The sequence below is a fragment of the Allobosea sp. genome (genome assembly GCF_017308075.1).
GTDB lineage: Bacteria > Pseudomonadota > Alphaproteobacteria > Rhizobiales > Beijerinckiaceae > Allobosea.
The window spans coordinates 105,588-130,658 of the sequence record NZ_JAFKFX010000037.1 but is presented as its reverse complement, the minus strand read 5'-3'; the positions used below and the strand labels follow the sequence as shown (position 1 = coordinate 130,658).

The 25,071-nt window shown below is 66.8% G+C and carries 21 protein-coding genes and 2 pseudogenes; 9 read left to right on the top strand and 14 right to left on the bottom strand.

Annotated elements, in window-relative coordinates; genetic code table 11:
• Positions 1–232: pseudogene (locus J0J10_RS19460) on the top strand (hypothetical protein); the annotation flags it as partial.
• A 223-nt stretch (positions 233–455) separates the two neighbouring features.
• Here the strand turns inward: J0J10_RS19460 and J0J10_RS19455 are convergent.
• From J0J10_RS19455 to J0J10_RS19435, 5 genes are all read right to left on the bottom strand, one after another.
• Positions 456–1,025 carry a DUF488 domain-containing protein gene (locus J0J10_RS19455; protein WP_291648370.1) on the bottom strand — a complete coding sequence of 190 codons (570 nt, stop codon included), beginning with the start codon at positions 1,023–1,025 and terminating at the stop codon, positions 456–458.
• Positions 1,022–1,234, bottom strand: a complete 213-nt coding sequence (locus J0J10_RS19450; RefSeq protein ID WP_291634532.1) for a hypervirulence associated TUDOR domain-containing protein — start codon at positions 1,232–1,234, stop codon at positions 1,022–1,024. Before J0J10_RS19450 ends, J0J10_RS19455 begins: the two co-directional genes overlap by 4 nt.
• 346 nt (positions 1,235–1,580) lie before the next feature.
• Complete coding sequence (gene ggt, locus J0J10_RS19445; protein ID WP_291648368.1) at positions 1,581–3,242, bottom strand: gamma-glutamyltransferase; 1,662 nt, start codon at positions 3,240–3,242, stop codon at positions 1,581–1,583.
• A gap of 41 nt (positions 3,243–3,283) precedes the next feature.
• Positions 3,284–3,478: a hypothetical protein gene (locus J0J10_RS19440; RefSeq protein ID WP_291634536.1), complete on the bottom strand. Its 195-nt coding sequence runs from the start codon at positions 3,476–3,478 to the stop codon at positions 3,284–3,286.
• A gap of 13 nt (positions 3,479–3,491) precedes the next feature.
• Complete coding sequence (locus J0J10_RS19435; RefSeq protein WP_291648366.1) at positions 3,492–5,081, bottom strand: L-lactate permease; 1,590 nt, start codon at positions 5,079–5,081, stop codon at positions 3,492–3,494.
• Positions 5,082–5,426: 345 nt separating this feature from the next.
• Between J0J10_RS19435 and J0J10_RS27035 the strand changes: the two are divergent.
• Both J0J10_RS27035 and J0J10_RS19425 read left to right on the top strand, forming a co-directional pair.
• Positions 5,427–5,909: pseudogene (locus J0J10_RS27035) on the top strand (SDR family NAD(P)-dependent oxidoreductase); the annotation flags it as partial.
• 229 nt (positions 5,910–6,138) lie between these two features.
• Positions 6,139–7,257: a CaiB/BaiF CoA transferase family protein gene (locus J0J10_RS19425; RefSeq protein WP_291648364.1), complete on the top strand. Its 1,119-nt coding sequence runs from the start codon at positions 6,139–6,141 to the stop codon at positions 7,255–7,257.
• 146 nt (positions 7,258–7,403) lie between these two features.
• Here the strand turns inward: J0J10_RS19425 and J0J10_RS19420 are convergent, their stop codons facing one another.
• Positions 7,404–8,000, bottom strand: a complete 597-nt coding sequence (locus J0J10_RS19420) for an IMPACT family protein (protein ID WP_291634546.1) — start codon at positions 7,998–8,000, stop codon at positions 7,404–7,406.
• 75 nt (positions 8,001–8,075) lie between these two features.
• The gene (locus tag J0J10_RS19415; protein WP_291648362.1) at positions 8,076–9,002 is read right to left on the bottom strand and encodes a LysR family transcriptional regulator; all 927 of its coding nucleotides are present in this window, start codon (positions 9,000–9,002) and stop codon (positions 8,076–8,078) included.
• 204 nt (positions 9,003–9,206) lie between these two features.
• Here J0J10_RS19415 and J0J10_RS19410 point away from each other — a divergent pair, with 204 nt between their 5' ends.
• The gene (locus J0J10_RS19410) at positions 9,207–10,277 is read left to right on the top strand and encodes a YeiH family protein (RefSeq protein WP_291648360.1); all 1,071 of its coding nucleotides are present in this window, start codon (positions 9,207–9,209) and stop codon (positions 10,275–10,277) included.
• A 131-nt stretch (positions 10,278–10,408) separates the two neighbouring features.
• On the opposite strand, the gene J0J10_RS19405 is transcribed toward J0J10_RS19410, so the two are convergent.
• The 5 genes from J0J10_RS19405 to J0J10_RS19385 all read right to left on the bottom strand — a co-directional run bounded on the left by J0J10_RS19405 (position 10,409) and on the right by J0J10_RS19385 (position 16,659).
• Entirely contained in the window at positions 10,409–12,121 is a 1,713-nt protein-coding gene (locus tag J0J10_RS19405; RefSeq protein WP_291648358.1) for a dihydroxyacetone kinase family protein, read from the bottom strand.
• Between the two features lie 109 nt (positions 12,122–12,230).
• Positions 12,231–13,691, bottom strand: a complete 1,461-nt coding sequence (locus tag J0J10_RS19400; protein WP_291648356.1) for an amidohydrolase family protein — start codon at positions 13,689–13,691, stop codon at positions 12,231–12,233.
• Between the two features lies 1 nt (position 13,692).
• Positions 13,693–14,994, bottom strand: coding sequence for a TRAP transporter large permease (locus tag J0J10_RS19395; protein ID WP_291648354.1), 1,302 nt, complete (start codon positions 14,992–14,994; stop codon positions 13,693–13,695).
• Complete coding sequence (locus J0J10_RS19390) at positions 14,991–15,587, bottom strand: TRAP transporter small permease subunit (protein ID WP_291648351.1); 597 nt, start codon at positions 15,585–15,587, stop codon at positions 14,991–14,993. The genes J0J10_RS19395 and J0J10_RS19390 overlap by 4 nt, the downstream gene beginning before the upstream one ends.
• Before the next feature lie 49 nt (positions 15,588–15,636).
• Positions 15,637–16,659, bottom strand: a complete 1,023-nt coding sequence (locus J0J10_RS19385) for a TRAP transporter substrate-binding protein (protein WP_291648349.1) — start codon at positions 16,657–16,659, stop codon at positions 15,637–15,639.
• Between the two features lie 311 nt (positions 16,660–16,970).
• On the opposite strand from J0J10_RS19385, the gene J0J10_RS19380 reads away from it, so the two are divergent.
• Genes J0J10_RS19380 through hydA form a run of 3 tightly spaced genes read left to right on the top strand, consistent with a single transcriptional unit; the run spans position 16,971 to position 19,878 of the window.
• Entirely contained in the window at positions 16,971–17,732 is a 762-nt protein-coding gene (locus J0J10_RS19380; protein WP_291648347.1) for a maleate cis-trans isomerase family protein, read from the top strand.
• 50 nt (positions 17,733–17,782) lie between these two features.
• Positions 17,783–18,478: a GntR family transcriptional regulator gene (locus tag J0J10_RS19375; RefSeq protein ID WP_291634564.1), complete on the top strand. Its 696-nt coding sequence runs from the start codon at positions 17,783–17,785 to the stop codon at positions 18,476–18,478.
• Positions 18,475–19,878, top strand: a complete 1,404-nt coding sequence (hydA, locus tag J0J10_RS19370) for a dihydropyrimidinase (RefSeq protein ID WP_291648345.1) — start codon at positions 18,475–18,477, stop codon at positions 19,876–19,878. Before J0J10_RS19375 ends, hydA begins: the two co-directional genes overlap by 4 nt.
• A 51-nt stretch (positions 19,879–19,929) precedes the next feature.
• On the opposite strand, the gene J0J10_RS19365 is transcribed toward hydA, so the two are convergent.
• Positions 19,930–21,438, bottom strand: coding sequence for an acetyl-CoA hydrolase/transferase family protein (locus J0J10_RS19365; RefSeq protein ID WP_291634568.1), 1,509 nt, complete (start codon positions 21,436–21,438; stop codon positions 19,930–19,932).
• 372 nt (positions 21,439–21,810) lie between these two features.
• On the opposite strand from J0J10_RS19365, the gene J0J10_RS19360 reads away from it, so the two are divergent.
• Together J0J10_RS19360 and J0J10_RS19355 are read left to right on the top strand one after the other, a co-directional pair.
• Positions 21,811–22,353 carry a hypothetical protein gene (locus J0J10_RS19360; protein WP_291648343.1) on the top strand — a complete coding sequence of 181 codons (543 nt, stop codon included), beginning with the start codon at positions 21,811–21,813 and terminating at the stop codon, positions 22,351–22,353.
• A gap of 300 nt (positions 22,354–22,653) precedes the next feature.
• Entirely contained in the window at positions 22,654–23,847 is a 1,194-nt protein-coding gene (locus J0J10_RS19355; protein WP_291648341.1) for an alpha-hydroxy acid oxidase, read from the top strand.
• A 46-nt stretch (positions 23,848–23,893) separates the two neighbouring features.
• On the opposite strand, the gene J0J10_RS19350 is transcribed toward J0J10_RS19355, so the two are convergent.
• Positions 23,894–24,991, bottom strand: coding sequence for a TRAP transporter substrate-binding protein (locus J0J10_RS19350; RefSeq protein WP_291648338.1), 1,098 nt, complete (start codon positions 24,989–24,991; stop codon positions 23,894–23,896).
• Between the last annotated feature and the right edge of the window lie 80 nt (positions 24,992–25,071).

Below are 25,071 nucleotides of genomic sequence, written 5' to 3'. Positions count from 1 at the left end.
CATTCTCGCCGACGAGCCGACCGCAGCACTCGACTCGAAACGCGCCGGGATCGTCATGGACCTGCTGCGCAAGGTCGCTGTCGAGCAGGAGGCCGCGATCATCGTCGTCACCCATGACGAGAAGATATTCGACTGGTTCGACCGCAAATACATCCTGCGTGACGGTCGTCTCGAACCAGACGATGGCGCCGTCCTGGGTGCGCATGGGACGTCAGCCAACGAGGCGGAATAGCCGCGGATCCGCGACCTGCTACCCAAGCTGACCCGCATCCGGATCCAGAAGTCCGGGGCCGTCGCCTTCGATCTCAGCCGTGCCCATCGAGGCAGCGAACTCGATCCATCTTTTTGTGCAAGCGCCGGCTTCACCCGAGGCGAGGATTCCGCTTTTCGGTCCGATGCACGAGCCGCGGTGGCAGCGGCTTCGACGACGAGGCCCAAGCAGGCCGCATGCTCGGCTAGTAGTCCTTGCTCTGTCCACTTTCGTCGGCGGGCTCCGGCGCCGGGTAGACCACCTTCCCGTCGGCGGTTCGCTGAGCCCCCTGCGTCGGCGCAGCATGTTCGATGTGCCCTGGCCCCATCAGATGGTCGACCGCATGGCCATTCAGGAGCAGATAATCCGTGATGATCCGGCGATGGCACCGCCACCAGACCGCCTCCGAGCACATCAGCGACAGGCGGCGATCCTCGCCGAGGCGAAGCAGTTCCCGGAAGGCCGTGCCAAATTCGTCGCTCAGTGCGAAGTCGGCGTAGTTGTGGAAGCTCTGCACCTGCCAGAGCGCATTGAGGTGGCCATCCACCTCCTTTTGCTTTGGCCGCCGCCCGCCGAGCGCCTCAAAATGGCGATAGCCGATCTGGAAGCGCGCCAGATCGCTCGGAAGCCGGTCGATATTGAAGGCCGCATTGGCCCTCGATCGAGGAAATGCCCGGACATCGATCAGCAGATCGACACGGGCCTCCTGCAGCATCGATACGAACTCGGCAAGGGAGCGGTTGGAATGGCCGATGGTGGTGAACTGCGCCATCATCCATCGATCTTCGTCAGGGCAGCTTCCTTATGGGCGGCGACATGGTCGGTTCTGTCGCTCTTGATCTCGTATTGCGGCTCGTCCCTTGTGGCGCGATGCCGATGGCCCTTGTAGTCGAAGTCGGCGCGATGGACCTTGATGATCCGGCCGCTCACCATCCCGGCTTCGGAGTTCCACCGGACGTGGTCGCCTACGCTGAACCTGGTCATAAGCTCCCTGCCTTTGCCGGGAAAACCCGGTCTCAGTGAGGTTGGTCCGGGCGGTCGAGTATCAAATTCCAACCTCGCAATGTCGATGAGCCGCGCTGCTCTCGGACGCACACCCGGCCAGCGTGAAGCATCTCCCGGGCTCCGTTCGCGAACGTCGCAACGGCGCCGGCCCAGGCTGGTCCGACGCCGGACATGTCGTCCATGGCCTGGGCTGCCCCAATTCAAGCACAGCTGTCGCAAGATGCCGAGTGTTCACCGTGCTTGCCGGTCAGGCCGCGATGCGTGCCGGAAAGGGCTTCGTCGGGCGGCAATCCCCGCCCGACATCTCTCTGGCGGTGGCGGAATCCTAGAAGCCGAGAGCGATACCGTCGCCGCGCGGATCCGCCCCGCCTTCATAGATTCCGCTTTCCCGGTCGATGCGGATGGCCTGGGCATGGCCGAGGGTGCCGTCCCAGGCGTCCACGGTCTTCACCGGATGGCCGCGCAGGCGCAGCTCGCGCCTGACCTCGTCAGGGATGCGCGCTTCCAGCGCGAGATCGCGGGACGCCGTACCCCAGGTCCGGCCCATGAGCCAGCGCGGGGCCTCGATCGCCTGCTGCACGTTGAAGCCGAAGTCGATGATCCGGGTCAGCATGGCGGCCTGGGTCTGCGGCTGCCCTTCGCCACCCATCGTGCCATAGGCGAGCACCGGTTTGCCGTCCTTCATCAGCATCGCCGGGATGATGGTGTGGAAGGTCCGCTTGCCCGGCTCGAGGCTGTTCGGATGGGAGGGGGCGAGCGAGAAGAAGGAGCCGCGGTTCTGCATGACGATGCCGGTATCGCCGGCGATCACCGCCGCTCCGAAGTCGTGGTAGATCGACTGGATGTTCGAGACCACGAGCCCGTCGGAATCGGCTGCGCAGAAATAGACGGTGTCGCCCGTCGGTGCCTGCCGCTCGGCCTTGCTGCCATGGCGGATGCCGGGCTCGATCGCCTCGAAGGGCCGCGCGGCGACCGGGTCGATCAGCTTGCGGCGCTCATTCGCATAGTCCATCGACAGGAAGCGTGCGAGCGGGATGTCGACATGGGCCGGGTCGCTCAGCCACTCGTCGCGATCCGCGAAGGCGATTTTGATCGCCTCGACGAGGTGGTGGTAATAGGCCACCGTGTCGCTGCCCCAGCTCCTCATATCATAGCCTTCGAGCAGGTTGAGGATCTGCAGGGCCGCAAAGCCTTGCGTCGAGGGCGGCAGCTGGAAGACCTCGTAGCCGCGATAGCGGCTCGAAATGGGCTCGCTCCAGCGTGCCCGATAGTTCGTCAGGTCCTCGAGGCGCAGCGGCGAGCCGGCCGCCTCCAGCGATCTTGCCATCTCCTTCGCGATCGGACCCTCATAGAAGCCCTCGCGCGGTCCGTGTTCGGCGAGGAAGGCGAGGGTCTTGGCGAGGTCCGCCTGGATCAGCCTCTCGCCGTCGCGCTGCGGCCTGCCCTTCGGCAGGAAAATGCGCGCCATATCCTTGTCGCCGTCGAGGATCGGCGCATCCGTCACCAGCCAGTCGGCGAGCGAGCGGGTGATCGCCATGCCGTTGCGGGCATATTCGATCGCGTCGGCAAAAAGGCTCTTCCAGGGCAGCTTGCCATGGCGCTCGTGAGCGAGGCGCCAACCGTCGACCGCGCCCGGCGCGGTCAGGGCGGCCAGCGGCCCGCGCATCGGAATCTGCTCGTCATGGCCGTTGGCCTTGTAGAACTCGCGTGTCGCGAGGCGCGCCGCAGGGCCGCTCGCCTCGATCGCCTCGACGCCCCTGGCGGAGCCCCCCGCGATCAGCCAGAAGGCGTCGCCGCCGAGCCCGGCCATGTGCGGGTAGACCACGCAGAGCGTCGCATTGATGGCGATCGCGGCGTCGACCGCGCTGCCGCCGCGGCGCAGCGCGTCCTGTCCGGAGGCGGAGGCCAGGTAGTGCGGCGAGCTCACCATGCCCCTCGCAGCCTGGATGGCGGGCCTGCCGGTTCTCGGTCCGTTAGCGTTGATCATGATGGTCTTTCTTTCTTGAAATGGATGGGAGGGGGCCGGGATCACTTCTTCGGCGGGAACAGCATTCGCTGCAGCGGCGGAATGATCGCGGCCATGCTCAGGGCGACCATCCCGGTCGTCGAGACGAGGCGCCAGTCATGGCTCGTCCCAATGCTGATCAGGGGCAGTGCCGCGAGGAACAGCAGGAACGAAACGCTGAGATAGGACAGTCTATTCTGCAGGATCCGCTTGATCATCTTGTTCCTCCACTCACTGGGTCATGAGGACCAGGGCGACCGTGGCGATGCCGGTGGCGACAAAAGCCATGACGGTCCAGGGGATGGTCTTGCGCAGGATGGCCCCTTCCTGCCCGTTGATGCCGGTGGTGCTGGCGCCCATCACCACATTGGCCGGGGCAATGGCGTTGCCGATGGCGCCGCCGGCGCTCTGTGCGGCCAGGATCGTCGCTTCCGGCAGGCCCTTGGCGCGCGCCAGCGTGACCTGGAGCTCCGAGAACAGCACCTGGGACGAGGTGCTGCTGGAGGTGATGAAAGCGCCGAGAATGCCGATGCCGTTCGCCAGGAAGGCGAAGACATAGGCCGGAGCGACTTCGGCGATGCCGAGCGCCAGCATCGTGTTCTGCCCCGAATGCTTCATGATCGAAGCCATGGTCAGGAAGGCGAGGATCGGCACCGAGGCCGGCACGGCGCTGGCGACCAGGCCCCAGACGATGCCGGGCTGCGCCTTGCCGCTGCGCCGGGCCCATTGCGCGAAGTAGCCCTTGCTCGCGAAAACCAGCCAGATGATCAGCGCGGTCAGCAGGATGGTGGCGCCGGGATGGCTGAGGAAGCGCAGCGCGGAGTACTGCTCCGTTGCAGCCGTGGTGACGCCCAGCCCGGTGGCCACCGCCGGGAAGGCCCAGCCGACGGCCGGGCCTTCCAGCATCTGGCGCAGCGGCTCGATCAGCGAGGTCCCGGTCGCCAGAACGGTCAGCAGGCCGTAGGGCGCCAGTGCGGCGAAGGTGCCCATGGGGGGCTCGGCGCCGCTCTCGTCCAGATGCGCGTCCTCGCGCATCGCCGGCCGATCGACGATGTCCGCGGCGGGCTGGCTGTAGCGCGACCAGCGCGACAGCGGATAGAGCGCGAGCAGCGCGACCGTCGCGGGCAGGAAGGCGGCGAGCACCGGGTCGATCCAGACGGTGATGATCTGGCCGATGCCCTGGATGGCGGAGATGATCAGCACCAGTGGCCAGCCAGCGCGGATCGCCGGCCAACGACCATAGAGCCAGACGATGGTGAAGCCGCCGAGCACGGTCTGGATGGCGATCAGCAGGGCGGCCTGCACGCCGGTCGAGAAAGCGGTCGCCGCGTCGATATCGACGACCTGCAGGGTCGCCAGCCAGCCGACGCCCAGCGTGCCGTAAAACTTCGCCCAGATATGTGCGATGATCGGGATCGCGACCGCATAGATCGGCTTCATGCCGAAGGCGACGAGCAGCGGGGCGACCACCGCGATGGGCGTGCCGAAACCGTCGATCCCCTGCAGGAACGAGGTGAAGACCCAGCCGAGCGCAACGATAATGAAGAGCTCGTTGCGCGACATCCGGGCAATGCCGCGGCGCAGCGCGTCATAGCCGCCGGACTGGTTCATGATCTGGTAGAGCAGCAGGGCCGGCCAGATGACGTAGAGGATCGGGATCGCGTCCCAGATGCCCTTTGCCGAAGCCACCGCCAGGGTCCGTGCCGGGGTCTCGAACGCGAAGGCGGCGACACCGGCGGCGATGAAGATGCCCGTGCTGCCCGCCTGCTGCGCGGTCCAGCCGAGGCCGACCATGAGGACGATGAGAATCACGATCGGCACTGATGCTAATGTCCAGTAAAGCAAATCTACGCTCATCAAGATGAATTACCTCATTTCTTTGGTGTAGATTGTGAATTTACCCCGATATTCAGGTATCGATTTTGCGAAATGAATTGCCTGATCTGAAAAAATTTACTGCAGCATATGCAAATTAGATTGAAAGAATGTGTGGGGATTGCTCATGACTTACTTCATTGATAGGCGCGTTGATTTGATTCAGATCAACACGGCGGGCGGGGTGTCTGACTCCGGCGGGTCGACCCGGATACACGTTTAGGCTCGGCCGGCCCGATCGGGCGCGAGGCCGGTGGCGCGGAACAGCGGTGCCCATGCCTTGCCCTGGTCGTGACCCAGGTGACGAGCGGGCGCCATAGCGGTATCGGCGAGCCAGCGCATGCGGCCTTCCGGCAGGTCAAGGCGGCGAAGGGCCATGAGATCGTGACGATTCAGGCCGATCTCTCGCAGGCCGACCAGATGAGGAGTTCGATCAACGACGCGGCGGCAGCGCTCGGCGGCGTCGACATCCTCTGGGCTTATGCCGGCATCCCCGGCCCCGGCGGCATCGAGGACCTCGATCTTGTCGCCTATGACCAGGCCATCGCGCTCAACGTCACCTCCGCCGCACTCGCATCGGGAGAGGTCATCGGTCACATGCGCAAGCGCGGCGGCGGCTCGATCGTCTTCACGGCCTCGGTCTCGGGCCTGGTCGGGTCGATGTTCAGTCCGATCTATTCGGCGGCGAAGTTCGCCGTCGTCGGACTGACCAAATCCCTCGCCCAGCGCTTCGCGCCGGACAATGTCCGCGTCAACGTCGTTTGCCCGGGGCTGGCCGATACGCCGATGAAGCTCGGCTTCACCGGGCGCTCGGGCGATCCGAAGCAGGCGGAGGAAAATCAGGCCCGGATGCTGGCGGCCGTGCCCATGGGCCGCCTGCAAGGCGGAAGAGGCGGCCCATGCCGTGCTCTGGCTGGCCTCGGGCGATGCCTCCTTCGTTACCGGTGTTGCCTTGCCCGTCGACGGCGGCTTCACTGCGCGCTGAACGGAGAAACGCCGCGCCATGCCGGGTCCGCTTCACGGTATCAAGGTCGTCGACCTGACCACGGTCATCGCCGGCCCCTATGCGACGCAGACCCTCGGCGACATGGGAGCCGACATTCTCAAGGTCGAGCCGCCGGGCGGCGACATCATGCGCGCGCCCGGCCCGGCCAGATCACCGGGGATGGGCGCGGCCTTCCTCAACTGCAACCGCAACAAGCGCAGCATCACGCTCGACGTGAAGCGCGAACAGGACCTCGCCAAGCTGCGCGCGCTCATCGCGGAGGCCGACATCTTCGTCCACAATATGCGGATGGGCGCGGCACGCAGAAGCGGCCTCGACCCGGAGACGCTGCTCGCCCGCCACCCGCGCCTGATCTATTGCGCCATTGTCGGCTTCGGGCAGGACGGCCCTTATCGTGACCGGCCGGCCTATGACGATGTCATCCAGGCTGCCGCGGGCTGGGCCGCGCTCGCGGAACGTGCGGGCGAGGTGCCGCGTTATGCGCCCACCGTCGTCGCCGACAAGACCACCGCTCTTTTCGCGGTCGGGGCGATCAATGCGGCTCTTTATCACCGGGAGGTTTCGGGGGAAGGACAGGCGATCGAGGTTCCGATGTTCGAGGCGATGGTGTCGTTCCTCGCGATCGAACATCTCGGAGGCCGCAGCTTCGCGCCGCCGCTCGGCCCCAGCGGCTATTCGCGTGCCCTGTCGCCGCATCGGCGCCCCTACCGGACCGCGGACGGCTTCATTGCCGTCATGCCCTATACCGGCGCGCATTGGCGCGCCTTTTTTCGCGCCGCCGGGCGTGACGACTGGGCGGACGAGCCGGCGCTCGGTGAGGCGGCAGCCCGCGCCGCGATGATCGATATCCTCTATGAACGTCTCGCGGATTGCCTCACCGCACGCCGCACGGCGGAATGGGTCGCGATGCTGGAGGAGGCCGATGTGCCGTGCTCGACGATCAACAGCTTCGAGAACCTGCTCGACCACCCGCATCTGAAGGCGACCGGCTTCTTCGAGACCGTCGAGCATCCCAGCGAGGGACGGCTGGTCGGCACCAGGCCGCCGGTGCGCTTCAGCAAGACGCCCTGCTCGATCGACAAGCAGGCGCCCGGCCGCGATCCGGCGAATATCTGAGATGCGGCGCTGAAAGCTGAAATCGGGCCGGATCTCGCCCCGATGCGCTCCACCCTGCCGTTTTCTCCGCCCAGCTGTTTAGTCCCTGCGTTTGATGGATCGGGTCCGGACCGTGCGGCTGGTCGTTTCCTCAGCCTGCTGCCTGCCTATCTCTGCCATCGGATCACCGCGCGAGCGCTGGTGATATCCGTCACAAGACCGGTCACGGTGTCGGCCTCGGCCTTCGGAACGGAGATCGTCAGAACTGCACCGGTATCCGTGAAGGCCTGATCGCAGAGCTGAACGCCCGGGATCACCGCAAGACGGGCCTGGACGAGCGCCAGATCGCCGAAGCCGCAGGCTATCGTGCCCGAGATGCTCTGGACGAGCATCGTCTTCTTCGCCTCCCGCAGGCACAGGGCCGCGGTTCCGCCATAGGCGCGGATCAATCCGCCGCCGCCCAGCAGGACGCCGCCGAACCAGCGCGTCACGACGACGGCGACACCATCGAGGGCTTGGCCATCGATCGCGGCGAGGATCGGCTTGCCCGCGGTTCCGCCGGGCTCGCCATCGTCATTGAACCGATAGCGCTGGCCGAGGCGCCAGGCCCAGCAATTGTGATTGGCGGCCGGATCGGCCTGCGCGGCGATGAAGTCCTTGGCCGCCGCCTCGTCGGCAACGGGGCCGGCGAGGGCCAGGAAGCGGCTCTTCTTGATCTCCTGTCGTGCGGTGGTGAGCTCGACGAGGGTCAGGCGCGTGATCATGCGCCGATCTATCATGGTGCCCCGTCATCACAAGCCCAGAGCAGCCGGGCGCACGGTCCGCGCGGCGAGGAGCGGTCATGGGAGGCGCTGCTTTGGCGGTCCTGGGGGGGCGCTCCCGGAAGCGTCCTCCGCGAGAAGGACGCTGAAGGCCTGCGCGGCCCGGCTGAGATAGCGTTCCTTGTGCCGCAGCATGATGAAACGCCGGGCCGGAATATCCACTGCGACTTCGACGAGCGCACCCGAATGCAGGGCGTTGGCGACGACGAGCCGCGACATCAGGCTGGCGCCGGCGCCCGCCTCGACCGCGGCGCGCACGGCCTCGTTGGCGGGCAGTTCCAGTGCGATATCGAGCGCGGCGAGCGAGCCTCCGGCGTCGGCGAGCACGGTGTCCAGAAGCTGCCTCGTGCCCGAGCCGGGCTCCCGCAGGATCCAGGATGTCTGGTCGAAGGCCGATGCATCGATGTGGTCCCGCCTGGCCCAGGGATGCTCCGGCGCCACGACGATCGTCATCTCGTCCATCGCCACGACCTGGCTCGCCAGATGGGGATCGTCGACCTCGCCTTCGACGAAGCCGATATCGGCGAGCCCGTCATGGATCGCGGCGGCGACCGTCTCGGTGTTGCCGATGACCAAGGGCGTCTCGATGCCCGGATGCCGGGCACGAAACGCTGCGAGCCGGCGCGGCAGCCAGTAATTGCCGATCGTCTGGCTCGCGGCGAGGGCCAGCCGGCCGCGCTTCAGCCCGGCGAGATCCGACAGGACCTGCTCGCCGGCCGTGGCGCGGGCGAGGATCGCGCGCGCTTCGACGAGGAACAGGGCGCCGGCATCGGTCAGCATGATCCGGCGCCCGACGCGGTCGAACAGCTTCACCGCATGGCGCTGTTCAAGCGCGGCGATGGCGGCGCTCGTTGCCGATTGGGTGAGGTTGAGCGCTGCGGCTGCGCGGGTGACGTGCTCGCGCTCGGCGACCGCTACGAAGATGCGAAGCTGCTCGAGGGTCATCGACTGCCAGCTGGTTCACAGAGCTGAGCGGCGAGCACGCGCGATTGTTGCTGCCGATCGATGCTGGACGGCGCCATTGGAGCACCCTTCTCGCCGAACGAGTTATTATGATCGATATTATCGATCATAATAACTCAATCAACCCGTTTGATTGATTGAAGGAGGCGAGGCAAAACTCGCCCCGTCAGATTCTCAGGTGCTCCAATGACTTTGCAGACCCAGGGCCAGGCCGGGCTGGCCGACCAGATCGCCGCCAAGGCAAGGCATTTCGGACCGGGCCTGCTGCTGTGCCTGGTCGTGTCGGGCGTGGCGCTGGCCGCCGAGCATGTCGAGGCCGGATTTTTCGGGCGGGCCTGGCTCGAAGCCCTGGTTCTGGCGATCCTGATCGGCACCTTGGTCAGGTCCCTCTGGCGTCCCGGTCGCCGCTGGCTCCCGGGCATCGCGCTCTCGGCGAAGACGCTGCTGGAGATCGCGGTCGTCTTGCTCGGTGCTTCGCTGAGCGCCGCGACGATCGCCGCAGCCGGCGCGCCGCTGCTGCTCGGGATCGCCGCGGTCGTCTTCGTGGCGATCGGCCTGAGCTATGGCATCGGCCGCCTGCTCGGCCTGCCGCAGCGCATGGCGATCCTCGTCGCCTGCGGCAACTCGATCTGCGGAAATTCAGCGATCGCGGCTGTCGCGCCGGTCATCGGGGCCGATGGCGATGATGTCGCGGCGTCGATCGCCTTCACGGCGGTGCTCGGGGTCGCGGTCGTCCTCGGCCTGCCGCTGCTGATCGCGCTGCTCGGCCTCAGCGTCCACCAGTTCGGCATCCTGGCGGGCCTGACGGTCTATGCTGTCCCTCAGGTCCTCGCGGCCACGGCGCCGGCCGGCCAGGCGGCGATCCAGCTCGGAACCCTGGTCAAGCTGGTGCGCGTGCTGATGCTCGGGCCCGTTGTGCTCGTGCTGTCGATGCTGTCGATCCGGCTGCGTGGACGGACAGACGCGCCTGCCGCCGGGCACCGGTTCGCCCCTCATCACATCGTGCCCTGGTTCATCGTCGGCTTCGTGGTGATGGCGGCGCTCCGCTCGGCCGGACTGATCCCGACGGTATTGCTGAGCCCGTTGGCCGGTCTGGCGAACCTGCTGACCATCATCTCAATGGCTGCGCTCGGGCTCGGCGTCGATCTTCGCTCCGTCGCCAAGGCCGGCCCTCGCGTCAGCGCCGCAGTCATCTTGTCGCTTCTCGCGCTCGGAGCGATCTCGCTCGGGCTGATCCATCTGCTCGCAGTGCCTTGAGAGCTGGCCCGGGCGCGGAGGGGATATCCTCCCCGTCCGGGCTCGGTTTCAGCCCGGCAGCTCCCGTCACCGTCCGACGCGATAACAATGAGTAGATCGCCGTGATCGCGTCCGAAAGGACGCGCGGCGATCTAGGGGCTTTCAGCTGCGGCTCGGCCGGCGATGGCGCCGAGCCAGAGCGAGACCGCCACCGCGCCGCCATCGGGCACGCCGAGGGCGCGATCGCCGAGATAGCTCGCGCGGCCGAGGCGGGGCTTCATCCCGGCTGTCGCCTCGGCGCCGCTCCGTGCCGCCTCGGCCGCCTGCGCCCAGGCTTCGGTTGCGGTGAGATCGCGCCGGACGGCGTCGGCCAGAGCATCGGCGGCAGGCAGCAGGGCGTCGAGCATGGTCCGGTCGCCGCCCCTGGCGCCGCCGAGCTCGGAAATGGCGGCGACGCCGGCCGCGAAGGCGGCGCTCCAGCTCTTCAGATCGCTCTGCGGTTCCCCGGCGAGCTGGCGCGCCGCACGCAGCAATCCGACGGCGTAGAACGGTCCGGAGCTGCCGCCGATCGCCCGCCGCAGGGCGCCTGCCAGCAAGGCCAGGACCGAGGCGGCGTCGGCCGAGCGGCTTGCCGTGCAGCTCGCGCGGATCGCATCCGCCGCCCGCTTCATGCTGATGCCGAGGTCGCCGTCGCCGGCGCGGCTGTCGAGTTCGGTGAGCTGCGTCTCGGCAGCTTCGAGAGCGGTCGCGGCGGCAAGGGCCGCGCGCCTGACCGTTTCGCCGAGCGCGTCCGCCGAGACGACGGTCTCGCTTTCCGCGGCAGGCTCTCCGACCGAGACGATGCTGGCGCGCTGCGGCACGAGGCCGGGGCCGGCCCATGCCGGAGCCTGCGTCGCCTGGTCGAGCAAAGCGAGGCGGGCATCGTCCAGCGCCATCACCGAGAGCGAGAAGCCCGGCATTTCGAGCGCGCTCAGCAGGGTGCCGGCCCAGGCCCGTCGCACGACCAGACCATGTTCGCGCAGTCGGGCGAGCGCGCGCCGGGCGACGACCGCGAGCTCCATCGTCGTGGTGCCGCCGAGATTGTTGACCAGCAGGGCGACGGGCGTGCCGGCGGGATAACCGCGATCGGCGAGGATCATGTCCAGCATCCGGTCGGTGATTGTGTCGGCCGATGCAATCTTCTGGCGGGCGATGCCGGGCTCGCCATGGATGCCGAGGCCGAGTTCGATCTCGTCCTCGCCGAGGCTGAAGCCCGGCGTGCCGGCGGCCGGGATCGTGCAGGCGCCGAGCGCGACGCCCATGGTGCCGGTCGCCGCCGCCGCTGCCCGGCCCGCCGCCGCGATCCTCTGCAGGTCCGCGCCGGCTTCGGCCAGCGCGCCGACGATCTTGTGGATCAGCACCGTGCCGGCAATGCCGCGCCGGCGCTCTTCCGGAACCGTGTCACGCAGGGCGACATCGTCGGCGACGACGACGATCTCGGTCGGGATGCCGCTGGCGCGCGCGAGTTCCGCCGCGAGCCCGAAATTCAGCCGGTCTCCGGTATAGTTCTTGACCACCAGAAGCGCGCCGGCCGGCCCCGCGACGGCCCGGATCGCGGCGAGGACCGCGTCGACGGAGGGCGAGGTGAAGACATCGCCGGAGACGGCCGCATGCAGCATGCCCGTGCCGACATAGCCGGCATGGGCGGGCTCATGGCCGGCGCCGCCGCCGGAGATCACCGCGACCTTGCGCTGCGCCGCTTCCGGCGTGTCGCTGCGCAGCACGACGTCATGCTCCGCCAGCAGGGCGAGACCGGGATGAAGGGCAACGATCCCTTCCAGCATTTCGCGGACGACCTGGCGGGGATCGTTGATCAGCTTCTTCATGGCATCCTTCCAGAAGGCACGGCGCATTCTGCGGCACAGACTGGCGCATAGTTGAGCCCGGTCAACCCGGGAGGAGGCCCGGATGCCATGCGGCAGCGGCCGGGCGCCCTCAGGCGGGGCCGTAGTGGCGGCGCAGTGCGTCCGAGAGGGTCTCGGCCAGGCGTCTGGTTTCAAGATCGAGCCGCGTTTCGCGCGCGGTCCGGCTCGCTTTGGCGCGCAGGCTGCCGGCATCGGTTCCGGCCGCTCTGCCATTTCGGCAGAGGATCTTTCCCTCGACCATGGTCATGACGACGTCCCGGCCCGTCGCCCGCGCCAGCATGGCCTCGAGGACTTGCCCATCGGGGTCCAGATAGGCCCCCTCGGACTCCGCCAGATCGATCGCGACCAGATCGGCCTTGAGCCCTGCGCCGATGCGCCCCGTCCCGTCGAGAAAGGCGGCGTCGGCGCCTCGCTCCGTGGCGGTGGCGAGGAAAGTGCGCAGCTGTTCGGCCGGCGCCGCCGCGGCCGATCGCCCGAGCAGCCGCCCGAGCCGCAGCTCCGAGAGATAATCCTCATTGTCGTCGAGCGCGCAGTTGTCGGTGCCCAGCGCGAAGCCGATACCGGCCTCCATCAGGGCCGCGATCGGCGGGGCGCCGTTGCCGAGGCGCAGATTCGAGCCGGGATTGACGACGATCCTCAGGCCAAGGCGCGCCGCATCGGCGATGTCCTCCGCCGTCGCCTGGACGAAATGCGCTGCGCTGGCGCGAGTCTCGAAGAGGCCGAGTGCTGCGAGCCGCACCAGCACCCGTTCCGGATAGAGCGTGCGGCAGCAGGTGGCCTGCGCCGGCGATTCAAGGAGGTGGAAATGCATGCCGACGCCGCGCGCGCCGGCGTCGGCGGTGAGAGCCCGCCAGGCTGCGTCGCTGACCCATTGCGGCCCGGCCGGCCCATAGGCGAAGCCCAGCCGCGGATGGCCGGCGTATTCGGCGCAAAGACGCGCCATCAGGCCGATCGTCTCGTCGAGCGGCAGGTAGCCTGGCCTGCCGGCACCGAGCAGCGCCTGTACATCGGCGGGCAGCGTCGCCAGGAAGGCGCTTTCGTCGGCCGGAGGGTAGACGAGGCCGCCGCGGTCGGCATAGCCGACGCAGATCGTGGCGCGCATGCCACTGTCGTCATAGGCTCGGATCGCGGCGCGCAGCTCCGCCTCATAGTCCCCCGAACCATAGGAGTAATTGGCGTGCAGCGTTGCGGTCACGCCGTTCTCGAGCATCTGCAGGGCGGCGAGCCGGGTCAGCGCGTAGACATCGGGCGCGGCCCGTCCTCGCCGCCGGGCGATCCATGGCTCCAGCGCATCGTCGGGGAAGCCGAGCTGGATCTGGCTCAGGCCACGGCCATGCTGATGCGCGTTGATCAGCCCCGGCATCAGGCAGGCATGGCCGAGTGAGACGATCTCGGCGCCCTGATGGGCGGCCCGCAATTCGCCGGCGGCGCCGCAGGCGGCGATGAGCCCATCGCGAACCAGGACCGCCCCGCCCGCGATCACGGGCGAGGCGGCATCCCGCAGGAGATAATCCGCCTCGAGAAGCAGCACGTCAGAACAGCTTCTGCGGCAGCCAGAGCGCCATTTGCGGCCAGAGGACCAGCAGCGCCGTGAAGCCGAGCATCAGCAGCACGAAGGGGAGCGCGCCATAGATCACATCCATGATCGAGCCCTGGTTCCTTACGCCCTGCACGACATAGAGGTTCATGCCGATCGGCGGCGTGATCAGCCCGATCTCCATCATCAGCACCAGGAAAATGCCGAACCACACCGGGTCGATGCCGAGATGCACGACCAGCGGGAAGACCACCGGAATGGTCGCGATCATCATGGAGAGCGTCTCCATGAAGCAGCCGAGGATCAGGTAGAAGACCACCAGGATCAGGATGATCTCGAGCTGGCTGGCACCGAACTGCGAGACGAACGAGGTCAGGGCCTGCGGGATGCCGAGCACGCCGATCACGAAGTTCAGGAAATGCGCCCCGACCATGATCAGCAGGATCATCGCGGAGATGCGCACCGTCGCGATCATGCTCTCATGCAGCAGCGCGAGCGAGAATTGCCGCTTCGCGATGGCGACGCCGAGCGCGCCGACGACGCCGATCGCGGCCGATTCCGTCGGGGTCGCCCAGCCGAGATAGATCGACCCCATGACGATGACGAAGATCACGAAGGGCGGGAAGATGTCGAGCAGGCTCTTGATCTTCTCGGCGCGCGGCCGGGCGGGCAGGACCGGCCCGGCGAGGCTCGGCTTCAGCAGGGCCATGACGACGATCAGGGCCATGAACAGCGCGGTCAGGATGAGGCCGGGAACGATGCCCGCCGCGAAGAGCTGGCCGATCGAGGTGTTCGTCATCGAGCCATAGATGATCATGTTGATCGATGGCGGGATCAGGATGCCGAGCGTCGCACCGGCCGCGATGGAGCCGGTGGTGAGGCGGTCGTCATATTGGCGCTCGTGCAGGAGCGGCACGGCGACGGTCCCGATCGTCGCGGCGGTCGCGACCGACGAGCCGGAGACCGCGGCGAACACCGCGCTCGCGCCGATATTGGTATGGAGCAGCCCGCCCGGTAGGCGCCGCAGCCAATCGGACAGGCAGCGATAGAGCCCGTCCGCGACGCCGGAGCGGACGAGGATCTCGCCCAGGAACACGAAGAGCGGAATGGCGGTCAGGATGAAGTCGTTCTGCCCGCTCCACATCTGGTTGCCGAAGCCCATCAGGGTCGGCCAGCCGAGAAAGCCCCAGGCGCCGATGAAGGCGGTCAGGAACAGCGCGATCGCCACGGGCAGCCCGATCATCATCAGGCCGAGCATCATCACGAAGCCGATCGCGGCGCCGGTGACCCCGATCATCGGCCCTGCACCTTCATTTCGAGGGTCGGCACGGTTTCCTCCTCGATGATCTCGTCGAGTGTCTTGACGCCGTAGAAGCGGTTCAGCCCCGATCGGTCGCGTGCCATCAGCCAGCTTGCATGCAGCGCGACGGCGGCGGAGGTGACGGCGAAGAACAGCAGGCCGGCGAACCAGAGGATCTGCGGCTGCCATAACGGCGTCATCAGCGGAGTTCCGGACAGGGCGCGGTATTCGATGCTCTCGCTCAGCGCGGCATAGGCGCGCCAGGCCATGAAGCAGGCCATCACGGTGACGCACCAGGCCGAGATCAGGTTGAGGATGGAACGCGCACCGGTGCCGACGCGCTCGAGGAGAATCTCGACGCGCGTATGCGAGCGCTCCAGCAAGGCGTAGGAGAAGCCGAAGGCCGCGAGAATCGCCAGCACATAGCCGCCGAACTCGTCCCCGCCCTGCAGCGAGAAGTTCATGAAGCGCCGCAGCAGGATTTCGGCGGTGACGAGCAGCGCGAGGCCGAGCAGCAGATAGCCGGCGATCAGCGACAGCGCCCTGGCGGCGGGCAGCAGGGCGCGCGCGACCGGGTTTGCCTGGGTCATGACCATGTTCCCTGAAAAGAAGGGCCACCCCGGAGGGTGGCCCTGTTGGTTATTGGATGGTCAGGCCGACTGCGGCGCCCGCGGTCTCGCTCCATTTGGCCGAGCAGGTGGCGTCGACCGCATTGCAGGTCTTCTTCCAGATCGGCAGCACGACCTTCTCCGCGACCTCCTTGATCGCGGCGCGGTCGGCCGCGCTGATCTCGACGAGCTTCATCGAGAACTTCTTGTGCGACTTGCAGCCGGCCTGCCCGGTGCTGCAGGCCGTGGCGTCGTCATTGGCGGTGATGGCGAGGTTCCAGAGCTGGTCCTCGAGTGCCTTGAACTGCGCGGAGAGCTTCGCCTGCTGCTCGGGGGTGAACTTCTTCCAGCTGTCGAGATTGATGAAATGTCCCTGGACCGAGCCGGATACCGAAAGCGGCAGGAGATGGGTCGTCACCTCCGGCCAGTTGCCGGTATTGCCCGAGGTCGGCGAGGTGACGCCGCAGGAAGCGACCCCGCGCTGGAGCGCCGGATAGACCTCGGAGAACTGCAGGGTGACCGGCGTGGCACCGAAATGCTCGAGCATGGCCGACATCGACGGCGTGAACGAGCGCACCTTCAAGCCCTTCAGATCCTGCAGGGACTTGATGTCGTGGTTGCAGTAGAAGACCTGCGGCCCGAACGGCCACAGCGTCAGAACCTTGGCGTTGAAGCGCGCCTGCAGGCGCGCATCGAAGGCGGCACGATAGGCGTCGACGACCTTTCGCAGGCTCGCCATGTCGGTGGCGACGCCGATCAGATCGACGCCTTCGAAGAAGGGATCGTCACGCGAGGCCATGCCGATCTGCACCGACATGACGTCGAAGGAGCCGCCGCGCAGCATGCGCAGGGCGTCCGGCGCCTTCACCCCGACGACATCCATCGGATTGTAGTTCATGGCGATCGGCACGCCCGCCTTGGCGCCGAGCGCATCGAAGAACGCCCGCTCGATTTCGACCTGCTTGACGTTCTGCGAGAAATTGCCGGCGACCCGAAGCGGTGTCTGAGCCGATGCGGAAACGACGCCGGCCACCATGGCCGCCGCGAAAGCCAAGCGCGGAAATAGATTCCTCATATCTGCCGTCCCCTTTTGCATTTTGCATTCAGAATGAGCATTGATCGTCAAAAAGGCGCTCTCGCCGAGACAATGCACATTTCAGGCCAGGCCGGTTCCCCAGGCGCACTCGCATCTGGTGAAGATGTGGAGCGCTCTTGCGATTTTGAGCAGCCTATCGCGAAAAATGGCTCGTACAATAAAAAAATCGGCTCAGCGTGCACTTGCCAGCGATGTCGGATTCGCGACATACAGAGGTTTGAAATCTGGCGACCAGCCTATCGCCCTCCGGCTCTGTGAGTGATTTCTGAATGCAATATGACGTTAAGCCGACCGTGATCGGCATGCTCACCCCGTCCTCCAACACGGTGCTCGAGCCCTATACGGCGGCCATGGCCTGGCCGCTTTTTCCGGCGGTGAGCGTGCATTTCAGCCGCTTCCGGGTGACGAAGATCGCGCTCGACGCGGCGTCCAACAGCCAGTTCTCGCTCGAGCCGATCCTTCAGGCGGCAGATCTGCTCGCCGATGCCCGCCCCGATGTCATCGCCTGGAACGGCACCTCGGCGAGCTGGCTCGGCTTCGACAGTGACGAGAGGCTCTGCGCCGCCATCGCAGAACGGACCGGCGTGCGCGCCACCAGCGCGATCCTCAGCCTCAACCATCTGCTCAAGGCGATGGGTGTCAGGCGGCTCGGGCTGGTCACGCCCTATACGGGCGATGTGCAGCAGAAGATCATCGCCAATTATGCCGCGCTCGGCATCGAGACGGTCGCCGAGCGGCACAGCGGCAGGTCCGACAATTTTTCCTTCGCGGAAGTCGTCGAGGCCGAGATCGCCGGCATGTGCCGAGAGGTCGCCGCCAGTGCGCCGGATGCGATCGCCATCGTCTGCACCAATATGCGCGGCCCGCTGATCGCCCCGCAGCTCGAACGGGAACTCGGCATCCCGGTCCTGGATTCCGTCGCCTTCACCTTATGGGGCTGTCTCGATGCCACGAGCGCCGATATGCAGCCGCTGCGCGAGCTCGGTCGGATGTTCGGGCATCGAACACTGGCCGCGCCGGTTGTCGCGTGAGGCAGGCCTTGCCTGCGCCACCCGCCTTTCCTGAGCCGGAAGCTACGCCGATGGCGATGCCCCCGACCCTGCACGAGGCCCTGATCGCGCAATTGCGCACGCTGCTGCTCAATGGCGAGCTGGCCGACGGCAGCCGGATTCCCGAGGCCAAGCTGTGCGAGCGCTTCGGGGTATCGCGCACGCCCTTGCGCGAGGCGCTCAAGGTCATGGCTGCGGAAGGCTTCGTCACCTTGCGGCCGAACCGCGGGGCCGTGGTCGCGCCGATCGACCCCGGCGAGATCGGCCCGCTCGTCGAGTTCAAGGGCGCGCTGGAGCGGCTGATCGGCCTGCTCGCCCCGGAGCGCGCGAGCGATGCCGACATCGCCGAACTCGAGCGCCTGCATCTTGCCCTGAAGGACGCCCTAATGCGGGACGAGCATGCGAGCTACACGCATCTCAATTTCGCCTTCCACCAGAAGCTGGCGCAGACCACGCAGAACCCGGTTCTGGTGCAGAGCTACGAGGCGCTGCAGCAGAAGATCTGGCGCTATCGCTTCACCATCAACGAGCTCTCCGAGCGGCTGGCGCAATCCTACCAGGAACATGAGCGGATCATGATCGCCCTGCGCGCCCGCGCCCGGCTCGATCTCGCCGAGCGGCTCGAGGAGCATAACCGCCTGACCGGTGAGGCCATGTCCCGGGCGCTCGCAGCGGTCGCCAGGCCGGGCAAGGCGCCGAGCGCCCGCAGACGGAGGAAGTCGGCATGAGCACGTTCGACACAATCATCCGCGGCGGGCGCATTTCGACCGCCTCCGACACGTTTCACTGCGATATCGGCATCAGGCACGGCAGGATCGCCGCGCTGGGCGAGGATCTCGGCGAGGCCGAGCGCGTCATTGATGCGCAGGGGAAATGGGTTCTGCCCGGCGGCATAGACAGCCATGTCCATATCTCGCAGCCCTCAGGCGAGGGCATCCGGATGGCCGATGATTTCGAGAGCGCGACGCGCTCGGCGGCACTTGGCGGCAACACCACCGTCCTGCCCTTCTGCCTGCAGGAAAGCGGGGTTCCGCTGCGCCAGAGCGTGCAGGCCTATCACGCCATGGCCGAAGGCGCCTGCTATACCGACATCTCCTTCCATCTGATCATCTCGGACCCGACCGAGCAGGTTCTCGGCCAGGAGCTGCCGGCGCTGGTCGGCGACGGCTATACCTCGTTCAAGGTCTTCATGACCTATGAGGGCCTCGCCCTGAGCGATCTGGAGCTGCTGAAGGTGATGGCGGTGGCGCGCGAGACGCGCGCACTCGTCATGGTCCATGCCGAGAATTACGACGTCATCCGCTTTCTGACCGAGCAGCTCGAACAGGCCGGCAGGACGGCTCCACGCTTCCACGCCAGCTCCCGCCCGGTCATCGCCGAGCGCGAGGCGACCTATCGCGCAATCTCGCTGGCGGAGCTGTCCGACGTCCCCCTGATGGTCGTCCATGTCTCCAACCGCGAGGCGATGGAGGAGATCCGCCGGGCCCAGCAGAAGGGCCTGAAGATCTTCGGCGAGACCTGCCCGCAATATCTGACCCTGACCGAGCAAGATCTAGACGGTCTCAACATGGAAGGGGCGAAATATGTCTGCTCGCCGCCGCCCCGCGATGCGGCTAGCCAGGAAGCCTGCTGGGAAGGGTTGCAGCAGGGCGTGTTCTCGGTGTTCTCCTCCGATCACTGCCCGTTCCGCTATGACGATCCGCAGGGCAAGCTCGCACCGAAAGGGCGCACCAGTTTCCGTTGGGTTCCCAACGGCATTCCCGGCGTCGGCGCGCGCCTGCCGATCCTGTTTTCCGAGGGGGTGATCGCAGGGCGGATCGATATCAACCGCTTCGTCGCCCTGACCGCGACCAACCATGCCAGGACCTATGGGCTCTATCCGCGCAAGGGTACGATCGCAGTCGGTGCCGACGCCGACATCGCGATCTGGGATCCGCAGATCGAGCAGGTGCTGACGCATGCCATGCTGGACGACGGCTCCGACTACACGCCCTATGAAGGCATGAAGATCACCGGCTGGCCGGTCATCACCCTGGTCCGCGGCGAGATCGTCGCCCGCAACGGCAGGATCGAGGCCCGAAAGGGCCACGGAACCTACCTCAAGCGAGAGATCAGCCAGTTCGCCTGAGCCGGGAAAACCCGGCCGGCGCGACGGGCTTCGGAATTCGAGGCGGGCTGCTCAGCCCCGCATGCTGCCCGTCTCGATGAAGCGCTGGTGCCAGGACAGGGCTTCGGCCGGCAGGCAAGGCGATTGCAGGCCGTAGGATCCGGCCTGGGCCCGGCGGTAATAATCCTCCAGTGCCGGCCGGTAGTCCGGATGCGCGCAGTTGGCGATGATCGTGCGGGCGCGCTGCTTCGGGCTGAGGCCACGCAGATCGGCGAGGCCCTGCTCGGTGACGATGACCTGCACGTCCTGCGTGATGTGGTCGACATGGCTGGCCTGCGGCACGATCGCTGAGATCGTGCCGCCCTTGGCGGTCGAGGGCGTCATGAAGATCGAGATATAGGCGTTGCGCGCGAAGTCGCCCGAGCCGCCTATGCCGTTCTGGATGCGCGAGCCCATGACATGGGTCGAGTTGACGTTGCCGTAGATGTCGGCCTCGATCAGCCCGTTCATGGCGATGCAGCCGAGCCTGCGTATCAGCTCGGGATGATTGCTGATCTCCTGTGGTCGCAGGATCATGTGGTTGCGGTAGCGCGCCATCCCGGCGTTGATCTTCTCGGCCGCCTGCGGGCTGACCGAGAAGGCGGTGGCCGAGGCGAGCGTCAGCTTGCCCGCATCGATCAGGTCGATCATCCCGTCCTGAATGACCTCCGTATAGGAGGTCAGGTTCTCGAACGGCGCGTCCAGCAGGCCCGAGAGCACGGCGTTGGCGATGTTGCCGACGCCCGATTGCAGCGGCAGCAGCGAGGCGGGCAGGCGGCCTTTCGCCACCTCATGGCTGAGGAAAGCGATGAGATGGCCGGCGATGGCCTTGGCCGCCGCATCCGGCGGCGAGAAGGGCAGGTTGCGGTCCGGCGCCTCGGTCTCGACGATCGCCGCGATCTTGGCGGGGTCGCAGCGCAGATAGGGTTCGCCGATACGGTCCTGCGGCTTCACGAGCGGGATCGGCACGCGGTGCGGCGGCAGGGCCGTGCCGTAATAGATGTCGTGCATGCCTTCGAGCGCGGTGCTCTGCCAGCGATTGACCTCGAGGATTACCTTGTCGGCGCGGTCGAGCCAGGTCTTGTTGTTGCCGACGGAGGAGGACGGAATGAGCGAGCCGTCCTCGCGGATGCCGGTGACCTCTACGACCGCCACGTCGAGCGGGCCGAGAAAACCCTGCCAGGCCATTGGCGCGACCTGCGAGAGGTGCATGTCGAAATAGTCCATCTGCCCGCTGTTGATCTTCTCGCGGGCGATGGGGTCGGAATTATAGGGCAGGCGGAATTCGATGCCGTCGACCTTGGCGAGGGCGCCGTCGAGCTCCGGGCCGGTCGAGGCACCGGTCCATATCCTGACGCGGAACGGATCGCCCGCCGCATGGGCCGCCTCGATGCGCGCCGCCAGGGCCAGCGGCACCGCCTTCGGATAGCCCGAACCGGTGAAGCCGCTCAATCCCACGGTCATGCCGCTCTTGACGAGCGCTGCTGCATCCTGTGCGCCCATTACCTTCGCGCGCAGTGCCGCATTCGCAATTCTCGACATCTCGAAATCCGTTTCTGATCGATCCGGTTCAGGCGAGCCGGAGGCTGCTCCGGTCAAATTCGTGGTTGAGAGAGCTCCACGGGGCTGAACCGGTCGCGGCCAGGGCAGTATCCCCGCAGCCGCTTCCTGGTTCTTCCACGCCGAGACGGGGGCCAAGGTCAAGCCGTGCTTTGGTCGCAGCGGGCGCGGGCGGTGCTTCAGGGACGCCCCGGTCTGTGCGGCGGTGCCTGATCCGCGGCAGGATCTGGTGTGTGAACAGGCGTGAACATCGCCGCAATTCTAGCGATCCGATTGAACCGGATTTGACGCGCTTCGGGCATTTTGCGGGCACGTTCATCTGTTGGGGAAACCATGAAAAGCTGTTCGGTCATGATGCTCGCCTTGGCAGCGTTCTGCGGTGTCGAGGCGGGCGATGCGCGCTCTGCTTCAAATGAGGCCGAAACTGCCATTCTCACGGCCACGCCGGGGCGCGACGATCCTGCCAAAGCCGGCCTCGTGCTTGCAGCCACCCGATCTGCCGCGGATGACGAGCTCTTCGACTTCGAGACATTGGGCCATCTGGCAGCCTCCCACGGTCCCTACGACCATAATGGGAGCCTGATGAAGATGGCGTTCGAGCACGGCCTCATCGTCTACGAGGAGCCGAAGGCCTCCCTGAACGGCCTCGCCCGGAAGGGGACGGTCCTGTTCCGCGGACAGCCCTTCAAGGAAGGTGGCAAGCTTTCGGGCACTGCCTATGCGTTCAAGCAGGGCTGCCCGCCCGCACCCTACCAGGTGACGGGCGGATATTCGAAGGACCGCGCGACGGTGACGCTGCGTGGGGCGGGGCCGGTCCGGGAGGGCTGCAGGGTCGTCGGGCTCTCCTCGAAGAGCCCCCATTCGGTCCTGGTCTTCAGGAGCCTGATGAGCGATTGAGCCGGCATCGGGCGCCGATCGTTCGGCCGCCGCGACGCCATTTCGACGGACGGAAGCGGGCGGGGATCGGCGCCGGAAACATGGCGCGGCCTGCCCGCCGTATCCGCGTCTGCCGCCTGCCGAAACGGGCGGGCATCGCGAAGCGCGGTTGCGGAGAGGCTTCGAAACCGTTCGGTCGCTATGCGGTCATGTCAGGTCCGCTTCCCCGCTCCGGCGTTCCTCACCGCTCCGCTCCGTGACAAGGAGGGGCGATCGCGTCCCCCGAGCTGGCGGCGCGCCGAGAGATCAGGGAGGGCTATCGTGAGAGAAACCGGCGCAACCGCGCTGTCCTATGGCGCGGGGCTGGCCGACGCGGCTTCGATCCGCGATCTGCGCACCCTGTCGCAGCGCCGCCTTCCGAAGGCGGTCTTCGACTATATCGACGGCGGGGCCGAGGACGAGACGGCGCTGCGCGACAATGAGGACGGCTTCCTCGGCTGGCATCTCGTGCATCGCATCGCCGTCAATGTGGCGGAACGCTCGGCGAAGGTCGAGCTGCTGGGGCGCGAGCAGGCGCTGCCGCTGGTCTTCTCGCCCACCGGCCTGACCGGCTTCTACCACCCCAATGGCGAGATCCTCGCCGCCCGGGCAGCCGGCCGCATGGGTATCCCCTACACGCTGTCGACCATGTCGGTGGCCTCGATCGAGGAGGTCGCGAAGGGCGCGCCCGAGACCGATCTCTGGTTCCAGCTCTATGGCCTGCGCGACCGCGACTGGATGCATGGTCTGGTGCACAGGGCGCAGGAGGCGGGCTATCGCGTGCTCTGCGTCACGCTCGACCTGCCGGTCTCCGGGCGGCGCGAGCGCGACGTCCATAACCGCTTCACCATGCCGCTGCGGCCGAGCCTCGCCAATGTGCTCGATCTGGCCCTGCATCCCTCCTGGTCGTTCGGCGTGCTGCGCTCGCCGCCGCGCTTCGGCAATTTCGAGGATGCCGGGACGACCGGCTTCACCAATATCGCCCAGCGCATCGCCGGTTCCTTCGACGCGTCCCTGCACTGGGGCGACGTGCAGAAGCTGCGCGATCTCTGGCGCGGCCCGATGGTGATCAAGGGCGTGATGCATCCGGAGGATGCGGCGAAGGCGGTGGAGATCGGCTGCGAAGCGCTGATGGTCTCGAACCATGGCGGACGCCAGCTCGACCATTCGCCCGCTCCGGTCACGATGCTGCCCGAGATCGCGCGGGCGGTCGGACGCCGGGCCCAATTCATCGTCGATGGCGGCGTGCGGCGTGGGACGGACATACTGAAGGCGGTCGGCCTCGGTGCCACCGCCTGCAGCATCGGCCGCCCCTTCCTCTGGGGGCTGACGGCCGGCGGCCAGGAAGGCGCGGAGAAGGCGATCGCACTGCTGCGCCACGAGCTCGACGTGGCGATGATCCTGCTCGGCGTTGCGCGGCTCTCAGCCGTGACGCCGGATCATCTGCGTCCGGCCCAGCGGCGCACCCGCACCTGACGAAATGCTTGTCGGCCGGGCCCCGAAGGGCCCGGCCGGATTGGTCTCAGCCTTCGGCCCAGCGCTGCTGCAGGGCAGTGACGGACATGTAGTCATAGGCGAAGTCGGAGATCGCCCAATAGCGCAGGCTGTCCTGCTGATACGCCCAGAGATGGTCGTAGATCTTCTTGAAGTTCGGGTTGGCGGCCGACATCTCGGCGTAGAGATCCTTGGTGATCTTGTAGCTCGCCTTGAGGATGTCGTTGGGCAGCTGCCGCAGCTGGGCGCCGCCGGCGACCAGACGCTTGAGCGCAGCCGGGTTCAGCACGTCGTATTTCGCCTGCATGTCATGGCCGGTCGCCTCGGCGCAGACCTTCAGCGCCTTCTGATAGGCCGGCGGCAGGCTGTTCCACTTCTCCAGGTTGATGAAGAAGCTGAGCTCGGCCGAGCCGTCCCAGAAGCCAGGATAATAGTAATAGGGCGCGACCTTGGCGAAGCCGAGCTTCTCGTCGTCATAGGGGCCGACGAACTCCACCGCATCGAGCACGCCGCGCTCGAGCGCGGGATAGATGTCGCCGGCGCCGAGCTGCTGCGGCACCACGCCCATCTTCTGCAGCACATTGCCGCCGAGCCCGCCGATGCGCATCTTCAGGCCCTGGAGGTCGGCGGCCGACTTGATCTCCTTGCGGAACCAGCCGCCCATCTGCGCGCCGGTGTTGCCGGCCGGCAGGTTGTAGATGTTGAACTTGGCATAGAACTCGTTGAGCAGCTCCAGGCCGCCGGCATGGTAGAGCCAGGCCTGCATCTGGCGGCTGTTCGGGCCCCAGGGGATCACGGTTCCGAAGGCGAAGGCGGTGTCCTTGCCGATATAGAAATAGGAGCCGGAATGGCCCATCTCGACGGTACCGGTCGTCACGGCATCGGCGACCTGCAGCGCCGGCACGATCTCGCCGGTGGCGAAGACCTGGATCTTGAACTTTCCGTCGGTGACCGCAGCGACCGCTTCGGAGAAATGGGTGCAGGCTCCGAACAGGGTCTCCAGCGACTTCGGATAGCTCGAAGCCAGGCGCCAGGAGATCGTCGGCAGGCTCTGCGCGATCGCCGGGCTGGCGATGCCGGCGGCCGCGCCGATGCCGGCGCCCTTCAGGAATGAGCGGCGTTTCATCAGTAACGTTTCCTCTGGAACAGCAGTTTTGTCGGCCACCGGTATCGGCTTGGGCGCGACCATGTCAGCGCCCTCCACCG